A 14986-nucleotide genomic window follows, 5' to 3' on the forward strand; every position below is an offset into this window, starting at 1 on the left:
ACGCGATCAACTTGACATGAGGCACTACGGAAGACACCGGGCGGCGATCTTGAAGCGTGGTTTTCCCCTGTGCGGATGAAAACCTACAGTTTTCACCCGGACCCTGAAGCCCTCTACTTGTGGAACACGCGCGTGACGAAGGCATTCCTGGAGGACATACAGCACGTCGAGGTGCTCTTGCGCAACCATGTCGATACTGCTGTTTCCTCAAGATATGGCGAGCGGTGGTATGTCCACTCTGCTATTCCTTTTGATTGGCATGCCGAGAACTCTGTTAGGAAGGCGAGTAAACGCGCAGGTAGGAAGGCGGACGGAAGGTCGGGGAGCGGCCGACAACCGGAGCCGCCACCGGGGCGGGTGATTGCTGAGCTCAACTTGGATTTTTGGGCGTACCTTTTTACGAATAGGTACGCGTCGACCATTTGGCCTCTGGTTCATAAGACTCTTGTCGCCACACCGGCTTCGACCACGGATAAGGGCGGGGCTGGCATCTACGTGCCGTCCTTGACAGATTTCAAGTGTGAGGTTGATGTGGTCTATAAACTACGTAACCGTTGTGCCCATCACGAACCGATTGTCAGGCGGAACAGACAGCAGGAAGATGCTCGTCTTGATCGTGCGCAGGAAGCTATCAGGCTTTTGACCACGTGGCTCAATCCGGACGCGGCACATTGGATTGCATCACACTCAAGGCTCCCGCATCTACGGAGTGTTAGGCCTTAAACGAACTGCTCCCCATGGCTGGAGACTGAGTTCTCAGTCCAACTCATGGGGAGCGGTTCCTAGCTGAAGCTGTGCTGCTGAACCAGCTCACCCGCAGCTAGCTCGTGAGGTTTAGAGTGTGCGCTCGGCGGCTTCTACCGCATCGTTCTGGATAGGCGCCAGGCGCTGAAGCTGGGTCACGTGGCGTGGCTCGAGTTCCTCGACCGTGGATACACCGAGCAGGGCCATGGTGCGTTCGATCTCGGTGCGCAGAATCTCGATGGTGCGGTCAACGCCTTCGCGGCCGCCTGCCATCAGGCCGTAGAGGTATGCGCGCCCGATCAGGGTGAACTTAGCGCCCAGAGCCATCGACGCGACAATGTCCGCGCCGGTACGGATACCGGTATCGATCATGATGGTCGCATCCTTACCGACCTCGCGCACAACCTGCGGCAACAGGTGGAATGGAACTGGTGCGCGGTCCAGCTGACGGCCACCGTGGTTGGACAGAACCAGGCCGTCCACGCCGTGATCCAGCAGACGGTGCGAATCCTCAACGGTCTGAACACCCTTGACCACGATCTTGCCCGGCCACATCTCGCGAATAACCTTGAGGTCCTCGTAGGAAATGGTTGGGTCCATCGCCGAGTTCAGCAACTCACCTACGGTGCCGCCGGTCGAAGACAGCGAAGCGAACTCGAGCTTAGGGGTGGTCAGGAAGTCGATCCACCACCATGGGCGAGGGATCGCGTTCAGCACGGTACCCAGGCTGATCTGCGGTGGGATCGAGAAGCCGTTGCGGGAGTCACGCAAACGGTGGCCAGCAATCGGGGTGTCCACCGTGAACATGAGAGTGTCGAACCCAGCCTTCGCGGCGCGCTCCACCAAGCCATAGGAAATTTCACGGTCCCGCATCACGTACAGCTGGAACCAGTTGCGACCGTGAGGGTTCGCCTTCTTGACGTCCTCAATCGAAGCCGTACCCAGCGTCGAAAGCGTGAACGGAATACCAGCGGCACCAGCGGCGGCCGCACCAGCGTGCTCACCCTGGGTCTGCATGAGACGGGTGAAGCCGGTTGGCGCAATGCCGAACGGAAGCGCGGAGCTACCGCCCAGAATCTGCACGGACGTGTTGACGTGCTCGGCTGGCTTGAGGATGTCCGGGTGGAACTCAACATCACGGAACGCCTGCACGGAGCGGTGCATGCTGATCTCTTCCTCAGCGGCACCGTCGGTGTAGTCGAACGCGGCGGCCGGGGTGCGGCGCTTAGCGATCTTACGCAGATCGCTCACGGTCAGCGCGTTGCTCAGGCGACGCTTCTTAGGGTTGAGCTCGGGCTTCTTGAACTTCAGCAGATCAAAAATCTCGTTGGGGTGAGGGAATTGACGGCGAATCATCTGTATTCCTTTCTCTAAATTAGTTGCCAGGGGCAAGTCTGTAAGTGCGCCAACAGGCGGCCGGCGCGCAGCGGCAAGACAGCACTGTGCAAGACAGCACTGCGCAAGTCATCGCTGTGTAGGCCTTCACTGCGTAGGCCACCGCTGCGTCAGTCATTACTGCGCCGGGGCCTGTTCGTGTGCGAGGTTCTCTTCTTCAATGTAGGCCACGCGGCTGATGAAGAAGCTAGCGATCACGGAGATCAAGCAGCAGAGGATGACGTAGCAGGCGATCGGCCACCATTGGCCGTCGGATATTTCGAACAGCCAGACAGCGATGAGCGGCGCGGTACCACCGAAGATCGCGGCACCCAGCTGGTAGCCCAGCGATGCGCCGGTGTAGCGGACTTGTGGAGCGAAGTTTTCAGCAATCAGGGTGCCCAAGATTGCGTTGACGGAGCCCCAGAGGATACCAAAACCGAGGATCGTGGATACGAACAGCGCCCAGGTTTCGCCGGTGTTGAGGATCCAATAGTACGGGAACACGAGCACGATGGTACTCAGGGCACATGTACGGTAGAGGACGCCCCGGTTCACGCGGTCGGAAATCGCGCCGAAGACTGGCATCCAGATGGTTGCGACGAAAGCGGCTGCCGCGACTGCGAGCAGGACCATGTTGTTGCGGGCGCCGAGGACATCGGTCGCGTAGGCGACGATGTAGGTTCCGAAGATATAGAACGGTCCAGTTTCCGCGGCTTTCGCGGCGATTGAAACCAGGACTGCACCCCAGTGCTTGGTCACAACTTCCTTGATCGGCAGCTTGAGCTGCTTTCCCTGTTCACGCATGCGGCGGAATTCAGGCGTGTCATCGAGGCCGTTACGGATCCACAAACCAATCAACACGAGCACGATCGAGGCCACGAATGGGATGCGCCAGCCCCACAGCATGAACTGGTCTTCCGGCATGAGGGTCAGCAACGCCACCACGGCGGAGGCGAGCAACATACCGAGCGAGATACCCATCTGCGGTACCGCACCGTAGAGGCCGCGCCGGTTGCGTGGCGCGTATTCGTAGGCGAGCAGTAGCGCCCCACCCCATTCGCCGCCGATGCCGAGGCCCTGCAGAATACGGAACAGGCACAGTAGAAGCGGAGCCCACATCCCGATCATCGAATAATCCGGGAGCAAACCGATCGCTACCGTTCCGCCGCCCATGAGGCACAGGGTGATGAACAGGGTTTTCTTGCGGCCGATGCGGTCGCCGATGTGGGAGAAGATCACGCCACCGAGCGGGCGGAAGAAGAACGTGAGTGAGAATGACACGTAGGCCAGGAAGGTGGCCATGAACGGGTTGTCGCTGGGGAAGTAGATCTTGTTGAAAACAAGAGCCGCGACCGTTCCGTAGATGAGGAAGTCAAACCATTCGATGACGGAGCCGCTGAGGCTTCCGAATAGCACCCGGTAGTTCAGGGGCTGCTTTTCTTGCGTTCCGTTGTGTGGCCTGCGGGCTTTGGAGCCTGATGCGGCGTTGTTGCCAGCTTGTGGGTTCGTGGCAGAGTGTGCCGGGTTCGCCGCGGCGGAGTTCTGATGCGATGAAGGCTTCAAAGCTACTCCTGGGGGTAGGTGCCAATGTCAAGGATAGATGTGGTCAGACCATGTGGTCTAACCACAGACACTATGGCCTCGGTCACATTTGCGCAAGAGGTAATTTTTCTCAAGGTGCCCGCGTCGGTGCCGGGACAGCGGTAGCAGGCGGGTTGTAGCAGGCGGTACCAGGCATTGGCCGCCGGGCCGTGGTAGCAGGTAGTGGCGCCGGTGAGGCTGCGCTACGCTACCTGCCGTCAGCCAGCGGTTTCGGCGTAGTAGCCGCTGATGTGTTCCTTGAGCAGGTCCGCAGCCGCGTCCGCTTCGCCGTGGCGGGCAGCCTCCAGGATTGCACGATGCTCGCTCCGCAGCCGCGCCGATGTCGCCTCCCAGTCGGGCAGGGCCTTGGCGCGTTCAACCGTGTGCCCTTCGATCGCGGTGCGCATCGCATCCATGAGCGTTGAGGCGAGCGGATTATTCGCGGCCTTGGACAGCGCTACGTGGAACTGCGCGTCCAAGTTCAGGAAGTCAGTGACGGACAGGCCCGGCTGATCCATCATGTCCAGAAGCGTTTCCGCTTTCATCCAATCGGAATGTTCAGGGTCGGCATGCTCGGGTTCGGCGTTGCGTACCGCCCAGTCTTCAAGCAAGAGCCGCATCTCAAACACGTGGTGATGCTCAACCTGGCTCGTAGCCAACTGGAGGTTCAGCGCCAGCGAAAGCGCCTGCTCGGGTGCCGCGGTAATCACCGTCCCAGACTGAGGCCCAGACCCCGTGGAACTCCGGATAGAACCCAGCGCCTCCAAGACGCGTAACGCTTCGCGGATGGTACCGCGGGACACCTTGAGCGTTTCAGCGAGTGACCGTTCGCTCGGTAGGTGATCGCCAATGTTGAGGCGGCCTGCCGAAAGTTCGTCGGTCACCCACTGCATCACCAACTCATGAGCCTTCACGGTTGGTATCCTCTCACATCGGCATGCGGGCCAGGACTGTGTTTCCCGAAGCGGCGCAGACGCAACGCATTGAACACCACGATGACGGAGCTGGTCGCCATCGCAACCCCAGCGATCATCGGGTTCAGAAGCCCCAACATGGCCACCGGGAGCGCGGCGACGTTATAGAAAAACGCCCAAAAGATGTTCTGCCGAATGATGCGCAAGGTCTGCCGGGACAGCTCGATCGCATCCGCGGCCTGCCCCAGCGAAGACCCCATGAGGGTGACCCCGGCGGCCTCACGGGCAACATCTGTTCCGGCGCCCATCGCAAGCCCAAGGTCAGCGGTCATCAAAGCAGGTGCATCGTTGACGCCGTCGCCGACCATCGCGATCTTCGTGCCATCCGCCTGCAAATCCCGGACCGCGTCGACCTTACCTTCGGGCCGCACCCCGGCCATGACGTGTGCCTCCGGGATGCCGACCTCGCGCGCGACCGCGGCCGCGACCTCACGGTTGTCACCCGTGACCATCCACGGGGTCACGCCCATCCCAGTGAGCCGGGCGACAGCCTCCGCGGAATCCGGCTTGACCTGATCCGCGACGCTGAGCAACGCGACCGCGCGGCCGCCTGTGCCAGTGCCGCTTGTGCTAGTGCCAGCTGCCTCGGTGTCGCCGGTTCCGGAGCCCCCGATGCCAAGCGCGACGACCGTCATGCCCTCGCGTTCAAGCCGTGCAAGCTCAGCGCGGGCGTCATCGCTCACCTCCATACCCTGCTCAGCGAGCAGGTCCAGCGTTCCGACCGCGACCGCGTGGCGCATACCGTTCTGATCACTCACGACCCCGGTGACGCCACTTCCGGCGTGCGAGGCGAAGTCCTCGACCGTGAGCTGGTGGCCGTTAGCACCGCCGGCTTCTGCGCCCGCGGCAGGGTCTGCGCCCGCGGCTTCTGTGCAGCCGGCTTCGCCCGTCGCGCCGGTGGCGGCATCGACAATCGCGCGGGCGATAGGGTGCTCCGAATTTTGCTCGAGTGCGGCGGCATAAGCCAGCGCAGTGTTGGCGCTGATGTCCACTGTTGCGGCAGGGGAGGCTGTAGCGGAGGTGGCAGCGCTAGCGCCGGGCAACAGGGTCGTGGAGGTGAGTGTCATACGGCCTTCGGTGATGGTGCCGGTTTTATCGAGCACCACCGCATCGAGGTTGCGTGCTTCTTCAAGCACGGCAGGCCCGGAGATGAGGATTCCGCGGCTCGCCCCGTTACCGATGCCGGCGACGAGTGCAACCGGGGTCGCCAAACCGAGCGCGCACGGGCACGCGACAACCAGGACCGTTACGGCCGCGATGAAACCGCCCGAAGGGTTGCCGGCAATCAGCCACCACCCCACAAACGTGAGCACCGCTAGTGCTAAAACGATCGGAACGAAAACACCGGAAATCCGGTCCACGAGCCGCACAAGCGGAGTCTTCTCCGACTGCGCCTGCGCAATCAACCTGCCCATCGCAGCCAACGTCGAATCCTCACCGGCCGCGCTCACCCGTACGAGCAAGCGACCGGACGTGTTGATGGTTGCGCCCGTGACCTCTGAGCCGGGGGAGACCGGCACGGGCACGGATTCGCCCGTGATCATCGAGGCATCCACATCGGAGTCACCCTCGAGCACAACGCCGTCGGCAGCGATCTTCTCACCAGGCCGCACCAAAATAACGGTGCCCACGGTGAGCTCATCCGCCGGGACCTCACGGTGGCCTCCATCGGCGTCAACGACCGTCGCGTGGCTCGCTCCCAGCTCAAGCAACGCGCGCGTTGCATCCGCTGCGCCGTGCCGAGCACGCGACTCAAGCCAACGCCCCAGCAACAAGAACGTGACGATGACAGCTGCTGACTCGAAATACAGGTGGTGCCCGTGCATCGCATGCAGGTCACCGAGGCGTGCATCGGCCGTGAGCGCCGGATCACGCAACAACTGAACCCACGAATACACAGTCGCGGCAATTACACCGATCGAGACGAGCGTGTCCATCGTGGACGTCCCGTGGCGCGCGTTGATCGCCGCAGCCTTATGGAACGGCCACGCCGCCCACGTCGCCACCGGCAACGAAAACAAGCCGGCAACCCAGCCCCAATGCCGGAACTGAAGCCCCGGAACCATCGAAATCAGCAACACCGGCGCGGTCAGGATCGCGGCGATCAGGAACCGCTTGAACAACGGAACCCGGTAGCCCGCCGAAGACCCAAACTCACCCGTTGGATCCGCCTGGCCTGCTTCGGAAGGCGCTGGGTTCTTCTGGCCTGTGTCGGAAGAAAGCGCTGGGTCGGCGTGTGCTTGCTCGGCCGCCGGATGCGACGCCGTGCTGGTTTGAGCCTCTGTCCGGGTCTTCTTGGGGGAGTGGATGCGCGCATCGTAGCCTGCTTTCCGGATCACTTCGATGAGCGTGCCATCCTCGACGTCTGCCGGCGCGGTGACGCGCGCGGTCTCAAGCGGGAGGTTCACGGCCGCGGTGACGCCGGGGAGTTTCTCGAGTTTCCGCTCGATCCGGTTGACGCAGGACGCGCACGTCATCCCCTCGATATCGAGGGTGAGTACACGCTGCGTTTCACTCATGCGCGGCTCAACTCCGTGGTTTCGTAGCCTGCCTCTTCGATCGCGCCGCGGATCTGCTCATCGGTCACGGTCGCCTCAGCGTCGAATGTCACCACGGATGTGCCGCCGGTGTTGAGTTCGACGCTGATGTTGGCCACACCGTCGAGTTCGCCGAGTTCTTCCTTGACGGATGAGACGCAGTGGTGGCAGGTCATGCCAGTGACGTTCAGGGTGACAGCCATAGGGGTTCTCCTTCGGTTGGAGGGAAGTGTTCAGTTAGCGCAGCAGACGGCCGACGGCGGCGGTGACTTCATCGACTTTGTTCTGCACGATGGTGGAGTCGCCGGTCGTGATCGACTCTTGCGCGGCGTCCACCACGCAATGGTTGATGTGGTCCTTGATGAGCTCAAGTGAAACCTTATGCAGGGCCGAGTTCACGGACGCGAGCTGGGTCAGGACGTCGAGGCAATACGTGTTGTCCTCGACCATGCGGGAGATGCCGCGGACTTGCCCTTCGATGCGCCGCAGCCGGTTCAACAGGGCCGTCTTGTCTTGCGTATAGCCGTGACCGGCGTGCGGATCGTGATGCGTCGAATCAACCATGCCATCTACTATACCAATACCCCCTAGGGGTATCTGAAGAGTGCTCTTGCCGCTCGGCAAGATGCGGGGGCGGCAGATTTGGGCGGGGCTGCGGCTGCGGGCCGCTACAGCGGGCGCTGGCCCCGCGCTACCGGCAGCAACGCGGAACGCAGCGGCCTCCGCCGCGCTGTTTACGCGGGCGGGAAGTCGCGGAACTTTTTGACGTAGTTGACCATCGCCATCGCGATATAGAGCCACCGGCGGGGATGGCGTTCGGCCTTATGGAACAAGGGATTCGTGACCTTGCGGGCTTTGATGAGCTCCTTGGCTTGTGCGCCGGAGGTGCCTTTTGCGTACTTTTTCAGAAGCCGCAGCGGCAACACCGTGTAGAGGTGCTCGCGCGTCAGCACGCGCGTGCCGCCCTCGACGCGGGAGTCCGCATCGGACACAACCGGGGTGCCATCAGACAGCCCGAACTCGTTAGCATCCAGCCATTCCTGAACATACACGCGTGAGGCCGCGAGGCCTGCGGCCTGCATGTAGTAGTGGTTCCGGCCCAAACGCGGGTTCATCTCGAAGAGCTTGACCACGCCATCGCGCGGATCCAGCTTGGCGTCCACCATGGCCCAGCCCGTCCAACCGTAATGCTCAACCAGGGCCTTGACGGAAGGCACAATATCCGGGTTGTCGGTGGTGACAATGCCCGCCGAGTTCCCCTCGACAATCGGGGAGTGCTCCTCAACCACAACGTTCGCGTTCGCGACATACAGAGTCCCGGAGCCATCCTTCGCCCCGTACATTGAGCACAGCCGCATGTTCTCATCCCCGCCAGGGATCATCTCCTGCAGGATGAACGGCTGCGTGTACCCGCCTTTGGCCATCCGACCCACCATCGTGACTACGGCATCGCGGTCTGTGAAACGGAAAACCTTCTGCTTACCTTCAAAGCTCGCATCAACCCACGCCGCGGAATCGGCCGGCTTACCGATCAGCGGGAACTCAGGTAACTCTTCCGGTACGGCGGCCTCCGCACCCTCGCTTGCCACCTTGCGCGGATCAATCACCACGGTGCGTGGATGCGGGATCCCCAACTTCTCACACACCGCATAGAACTCCGACTTATTCGCCGCCTGGGTAATGGTCTGCTCGTCAGGGTAGGGGAGGGTATAGAACTCCTCGAGCGCCTCACGGTTACGCACCAACTGCCCGATGTGCAGGTCCAGTGACCCCAGCAGCAACAGTGGCCTGCGGTTGGGGCCTGACAGTTCGCGGCCCTGATCCAGCAGGAACTGGATCACGCGGGCCTCGTCCTTCATGGTTCCAGCCGGACGCAGGTCCACGATTGCGGAGTGGTTGATCGAACCGTTCGGATCTCCCGTGACGATCACGGACGTGACCCCATAGTTCTCGTGGAACGCGCGCGCCATCGCGTACGTACCCATGTCGCCGCCATACAAAACGGGAACAAAAGGCTGTTCAGGGCTCACGGTCGTCACAGGGTGTCTCCTTGAAGGTCGCTGACAGGGGAGCGGGCGCGTACGCTTGAGCGTTATTTGGAACGCAGCTGCATGTACTTATTGAACGCCCACGTCATAGGTTTGCTGATCGCGATCTCCCACTCGCCAACCATCCGGAAAACATCCGCGCCAACGCCGGTCTTGAACCGCGTCAAACCGCCGGCGTGGTCGCCACCCATCTGCAAGGTCGCAGTCAGCCCGCCCTGATCTAACACAACGCAGCCACGCTCGATCGCGGCCTCAATCATCACGGCCTGAAGCAAGCGCGGGGCGCCCGCGTACGCTCGGTCAAGAACCGAACCCCCGTACAGATACCAAGACTGGTTGCCGTGCATCACCAACATCGCGGCGGCAAGGTCGTGGTTCTCATCCTCCGGGGCGGACGCGATATAGATGCGGCACGATCCCTTCTCTGACGCGTTGAGTTCGTTATAGAGGGTCTTGTAATACGATGCCGGGCGCGCCGTGAAATCCTGCCGCTTAGCGGTCTCCTCAATCAGTGCGGTGAAACGCTCGAAACCATTGTCCGGGTTCTCATGCACTATGAAACCTGCGCGCATCGCCTTGCGTGTATCGCGGCGATTATTGCCCGAAAACGAAGCCAACACGCCATCTAAGTCCAGCTGGTTCCCGCCCTCATCCACGAGCGGAACAAGCGCGAGGTATGCAGGCTGGCCGGCCTCAAAATCCATGCCGCCACCCAGAGGGCGCGCGCCGCGGGAGGTCAAAGCCTCGATCAGTTGCGTACCCACCTCATAGGTTTCGGTCGGTTCAAGCTCATCGAGGCTCTGCATGGTCCCGGCACCCAGGACCTTACGGACACCAGCGGCACCCCACCGCTTAGCTTTGACGTTCGGGCCGAAACGCAACGCGAAAGCGCCACGGCGCTTCACATCCTCAACCAACGCATCGACCACCGCGTCCGCTGGGTATTCAGACCAGTCAATCACCGGCCCCATTGGTACATACGCTAGGCACCGCTTCACAACCGGCGCCCACCGCAACAAAACCAGGGCAGCACCAACGAGCTTTTCGCCCGCGTAAATGCCGAGCGAAATCGAATCCCAATCCGACTTCACCGCACCCCAAGCAGGGGTCTGCATAAAGCTCGCATCAGGGTGCTGGGAGAGGAACTCGCGGTGCTCATCGGCACTGATTTCACGCGCTTTAATCAAGGGAGTATTCAGTGGGGAAGTCGGTTCAGCCATGTGCCCGAGTATATCCGCCGCCCGCCCGAGCGCCGGCGCCGGTGTTAGCTACAGCACCCCACGCACCCAATAGCTACAGGGCTTCGCGCACCATAGGCACGTGGGGGATCCCGACTTCGAGGAATTCCTCGCCATCCACCTCGAAACCGAACTGCGTGTACCAGTCAGCCAGGTGGGATTGCGCATTGAGCACGATGCGGCGCTTACCGCACCGGGCTACCGCGGTCTTCATGAGTGTATGCCCGATGCCTTGCCCGCGGCGTTTGCTGTGCACCGCGACCCGGCCGATGCGCTTGGTCTGCTGGTTGGTTTGCGGCGCGGAACCCATCCCGTTGGCGCCGGCGTTGCCGCCGGGGTTGAAGATGTTGATGCTCTGCGCATCCTTGGTCTGTGCATTCCCTAGCAGCGGCAGGCCGAGGCCGGTGCCTTTGGGTTGCTCGTTCATGATCCGCAGGGTCGCGAACACAACCCCGGCGCCGTCCTCAACCCACAAGTGTTCCGTGGTGTCCTCGAGGTCGTTGAGGTCCTGGTCCGCGTAGTTGCATCCCTGCTCGACGATGAAAACGTTCTGCCGCAACGTGGAAATACCGGCCCATGTGGGCGCATCCATCGAACGCAGGTTCCCTACGAACGCGAGCAGCCCGTCTGGAAGGTTGAGGGCACGAAGGTGAGTGGACACGGAACCTCCAGAAGGGCAATCAGGTTCTATACATCGATGCGGGGTCTGCGAACGATGCGGGGTGGGGTTTCGTGTGAAACCCCACCCTTACGTTAGCGGCTACCGCGCACAGCGGCGCGCTTATGCGCGGGCGGCATTCTTATCGGCGGTATCGGTGTCCTTAGACTCCGTTGCGGTGCGTTCGGCTGCCGCGATCTCTTCGCTGAGGGATTCACCTTCAACGTCCACGTTCGGCAGGGCCTTATCGAGCCAGCCCGGGATGAACCACGCATGCTTGCCCAGTAGCGTCATGATCGCCGGTGTGATGGTCAACCGGACCACGAACGCGTCGAAGAGCACACCGAACGCGAGTGCGAAACCGATCGGCCTGATCATCGAGAGCTCGGAGAAGATGAAGCCTGCGAACACCGAGATCATGATGAGTGCGGCAGCAACCACGACCGGTGCGGCGGCGGTCATGCCCTTACGGCACGCGGCACGCGGCGAGGCGCCGTGCACGAACGCTTCGCGCATCGCGGTCACCAGGAACATCTGATAGTCCATCGCCAAGCCGAACAAGATACCGGTCAACAGGATCGGTAGGAAGGACATGATCGGGCCAGGCGTATGGACGCCGAACAGTTCGCCGAGCCAGCCGAACTGATAAACCGCAACCGTGGCGCCGAACGCGGCCGCGAGCGACAGCAGGAAGCCCAGCGTTGCAATCAGCGGAACGACGATCGAACGGAACACGAGCAGCAGCAAGACCAGCGACAAGCTCACCACGATCACCAGGTACGGCGGCAAAGCTTCCGCCATCTTCTCTGACACGTCGATCATCGCGGTCACCTGCCCGGTCAACGCGAGCTTCGCACCCGTTTCGTCTTCGAACTGGTGCTCAGCGGCGCGGATCGTCTCAACCAGATCCACGGTCTTGTCATCTGCCGGGCCGGTGGTTGGGATGATCTGGAGTAGGCCGTATCGGTTGTCGTCGGTCTGTTCAACAGGGGAGGCCGCGATCACGCCCTCGATCTCGCGGACCTTCGTGGCAGTCTCGTAGAGCGCCTTCTGCGCTTCAGCCTCCGAGGCACCCTCCGGCAATGTCACAAATCCGAGGATGGGGCCGTTGAAACCGGCACCGAAATCCTCTGCGGTCTTCTCATAGGCGACCTGTGCATCCGAACCGTACGGCTCTGACGCGCCATCCGGTAGCGCGGTGGTGAGCTTGAGCGAGGGGAACGCGATAATCCCGAGCAACAGCACCCCGGCCAGGGCAGCGAGCCACGGCTTGCCGGTCGTGAAGCGGGTCCAGCCGTTGTGGCCGCCCCGATCCGCATCGCCGTCAGTCTCAGCGTCAGCACCTGCCCCATCATCAGCCTCAGCGCCAGTGCCTGCCTCAGCACCAGCGAGGCGGGCGCGCTGCTTCGCTTGTTTCGCATCGAACGCTTTTTGTGCACGCTTGGACACCAGGCGCTGACCGATCAGCGAAAGCAACGCAGGGGTCAGCGTGACCGCGATCAGCACGGCCAACGCGACGGTCGCGGCGGCAGACAGACCAAGCACCGAGAGGAACGGCAGGCCCGGAACGAGCAGCGCAACCAGCGCGATCACGACCGTCAAACCAGCGAACACCACTGCGCTTCCGGAGGTCCCGACGGCCAAGCCGATGGACTCTTTAACGTCAACGCCTTGCATGAGCTGGCGGCGGTGGCGGTGCACGATGAACAGCGTGTAGTCGATACCCACGGCCAGGCCCAGCATGAGAGCGAGCGCGGGGGTGATCGAGGCCATGTCCACTACCGAGGAGAACGCGAGCGTACCCGCGACACCCGCGCCCACACCCAAAACTGCCTGCACCAGCGGCAGGCCGGCGCCCACGAAAGTTCCCATCATGATGAACAGGACCAGCCCGGCAACAACCAGGCCGATCGCCTCACCGATACCGAAGACGCTGTTGAGATCGGAGGAGATCTCGGTGGAGGGATAGACCTCGACCCCGAGGTTTTCCACACTGTGCAGCTCGCTGAGCAGATGCTCACGCTTCTGGGCTTCCATGGCTTCGGCTTGGCCTTCGAACTGCATGTGGGCCACAGCGCTCGCCCCGTTGTCAGAGACGAACTTCATGCCTTCGGCGGATTCCGCTTGCCGCTGGCCTTGAGCCAGCTCGGCGCGGCCTTCCTCGAGCTTCTTCTTGCCTTCGTCGATTTCCTTCTGCTTGGTTTCGAGCTCGGCCCGGCCCTCATCGAGCTCCGCCTGCTTGGCCTTCAAACCGGCCTGCTGCTGTTCAAGCGCTTGGATGGTGCCCTTCGCCTGCATGTACTGCTGGGTCTGGGTCATGCCGGCGGCTTCAAGCTGCTTCGCGCCGTCTTGGGCTTGCTTCAGCCCAGCTTCGAGCTGTTTCTTGCCGTCATCGAGTTGCTTCTGGCCGTCGCTGATTTTCTTCTTTGCGCCGTCGAGTTGCTTCTGACCGTCGGCGAGCTTCTTCTCATTCGCCGCGAGCTCTTTCTTGCCTTCTTCGATCTTGTTGCCGGCGTTGGCGATCTCGGCTTGGTTCTTGAACGGGTCAGCCGCTACAAGCGCAGTCTTGTCCTCTTCAAGGCCGGCAAGCATCGAGGAGATTTCCTGCTTCTGCTCGTCCGTGAACTCATTCCCGTTAGCGGTCGTGAAAACCACGGAGCCGGTGCCGCCGCTGAACTCGGGGAAGATCTTTTCGACTTCATCCAGGGTGTCCTGGGTTTCGGTTCCCGGGATCGCGAAATCGTTGGTGAGCTTGCCCATGAACAGGGCCGCAGAGCCAACCAGAAGGCCGATGATCACCGCCCAGGACACGATGAATGCCCAGGGCCGCCGTGCCGCCAGCTTGGCGAGTTGATAGAGCTTATGTGCCATATTTCCGTGAGTCCTCGAAGAAGTTGGAACTGTAGATCTCTTCGCGTTCGTCGCTGGTGAGCCAGCTCGCCCACGCGCTGTGTTGTAGATACTGACCGTTGCCGTGGTTGCCCTGCTTGCGGCTACTGTCCTCGCCGTCGTCCTGGCCGCCGCTTGTGTCGGCGGTGCCTCCAGCATCCGATGCGGGCAGCATCCCCAGCGGTGAGATGAGTGATACCGCCCGGACTGCATTGAGTCGCAAAGCCTCAACGTCTGCCTTGGTGGGGCGGCCGGTCAGTGCTGCGGCCCAGTGTTCAAAGGCCACCTGGACTGCGGTGACCGCGGCTCTGACCTGAACCTCGATCACGAGCCGCGCATTCGGTGAAAGTCCCTGAAACGGCTCGATGAGCTGGGTGATGCTGTTCTCCCATGTGCGTAAAGATTGGGTGCGTAACGCGGAAGAAGCGCGGGCGAGCAAGAGCGTGCGCGTCGCGGGGGCTAATAGTTCAAGCCGTATCGAATCGGTGAGCGCCTGCGTGTAATCGAGTGGCCCTCCAGTGCCTGAGGTTTCTTCTGATGCGCCGCCGTTTCCCTGCGGGACCTTGAGGCGGATGAGGACGTCTTGGATGATCACGGTCAACGGATAGTGAACGGCCTCGGCAAGTGAGCTGAAGTAATTGAAGAACGTCCGGCGGGAAACCCCGGCCCGATCAGCGACCGCATCGACGGTGACCGCGTCCCACCCGAGTTCTTCCCCGAGGTCGAGGCACGCGTTCACGATCCCCTCGGTTGTTGCCATCCGGTTGAGTTCACGCCGGCCCAGCGCCTCAACGGCTTGCGCTAGGTTCGCAGGCGCTACAACGCAACCCGCGGTATTGGGTGATTCAGGGGTGGCCATGGGCTCATTTTATCAATACGTGCACTCTGTGCAAATATGCCTTGTGGGCAAAAAGTCTGAGGAAACGCTGGGGTGCAACTG

The 14986-nt window shown here is 61.8% G+C and carries 11 protein-coding genes; all 11 read right to left on the reverse strand.

Annotated elements, in window-relative coordinates:
* Nucleotides 1-834: 834 nt before the first annotated feature.
* Nucleotides 835-2100, reverse strand: coding sequence for an alpha-hydroxy acid oxidase (locus HMPREF3175_RS07425; protein ID WP_070491598.1), 1266 nt, complete (start codon nucleotides 2098-2100; stop codon nucleotides 835-837).
* A 156-nt stretch (nucleotides 2101-2256) separates the two neighbouring features.
* Entirely contained in the window at nucleotides 2257-3684 is a 1428-nt protein-coding gene (locus tag HMPREF3175_RS07430; RefSeq protein ID WP_256276324.1) for an MFS transporter, read from the reverse strand.
* A gap of 236 nt (nucleotides 3685-3920) precedes the next feature.
* Nucleotides 3921-4616, reverse strand: coding sequence for a FadR/GntR family transcriptional regulator (locus HMPREF3175_RS07435; RefSeq protein ID WP_256276325.1), 696 nt, complete (start codon nucleotides 4614-4616; stop codon nucleotides 3921-3923).
* Nucleotides 4613-7195 carry a heavy metal translocating P-type ATPase gene (locus HMPREF3175_RS07440; protein ID WP_070491600.1) on the reverse strand — a complete coding sequence of 861 codons (2583 nt, stop codon included), beginning with the start codon at nucleotides 7193-7195 and terminating at the stop codon, nucleotides 4613-4615. Before HMPREF3175_RS07440 ends, HMPREF3175_RS07435 begins: the two co-directional genes overlap by 4 nt.
* Complete coding sequence (locus HMPREF3175_RS07445; RefSeq protein WP_035756150.1) at nucleotides 7192-7416, reverse strand: copper ion binding protein; 225 nt, start codon at nucleotides 7414-7416, stop codon at nucleotides 7192-7194. The genes HMPREF3175_RS07440 and HMPREF3175_RS07445 overlap by 4 nt, the downstream gene beginning before the upstream one ends.
* A gap of 34 nt (nucleotides 7417-7450) precedes the next feature.
* Entirely contained in the window at nucleotides 7451-7777 is a 327-nt protein-coding gene (locus HMPREF3175_RS07450) for a metal-sensitive transcriptional regulator (protein ID WP_070491602.1), read from the reverse strand.
* A 170-nt stretch (nucleotides 7778-7947) separates the two neighbouring features.
* Nucleotides 7948-9252, reverse strand: coding sequence for a carboxylate--amine ligase (locus HMPREF3175_RS07455; protein ID WP_256276326.1), 1305 nt, complete (start codon nucleotides 9250-9252; stop codon nucleotides 7948-7950).
* Nucleotides 9253-9305: 53 nt separating this feature from the next.
* Entirely contained in the window at nucleotides 9306-10481 is a 1176-nt protein-coding gene (locus tag HMPREF3175_RS07460) for a lipid II:glycine glycyltransferase FemX (RefSeq protein ID WP_070491603.1), read from the reverse strand.
* Between the two features lie 73 nt (nucleotides 10482-10554).
* The gene (locus HMPREF3175_RS07465) at nucleotides 10555-11160 is read right to left on the reverse strand and encodes a GNAT family N-acetyltransferase (RefSeq protein WP_070491605.1); all 606 of its coding nucleotides are present in this window, start codon (nucleotides 11158-11160) and stop codon (nucleotides 10555-10557) included.
* Between the two features lie 120 nt (nucleotides 11161-11280).
* Nucleotides 11281-14028, reverse strand: a complete 2748-nt coding sequence (locus HMPREF3175_RS07470; RefSeq protein ID WP_070491607.1) for an MMPL family transporter — start codon at nucleotides 14026-14028, stop codon at nucleotides 11281-11283.
* Nucleotides 14018-14905, reverse strand: a complete 888-nt coding sequence (locus tag HMPREF3175_RS07475; protein ID WP_070491609.1) for a TetR/AcrR family transcriptional regulator — start codon at nucleotides 14903-14905, stop codon at nucleotides 14018-14020. Before HMPREF3175_RS07475 ends, HMPREF3175_RS07470 begins: the two co-directional genes overlap by 11 nt.
* Nucleotides 14906-14986 lie beyond the last annotated feature (81 nt).

The organism is Arthrobacter sp. HMSC08H08 (assembly GCF_001807575.1).
Classification (GTDB): domain Bacteria; phylum Actinomycetota; class Actinomycetes; order Actinomycetales; family Micrococcaceae; genus Pseudoglutamicibacter; species Pseudoglutamicibacter albus.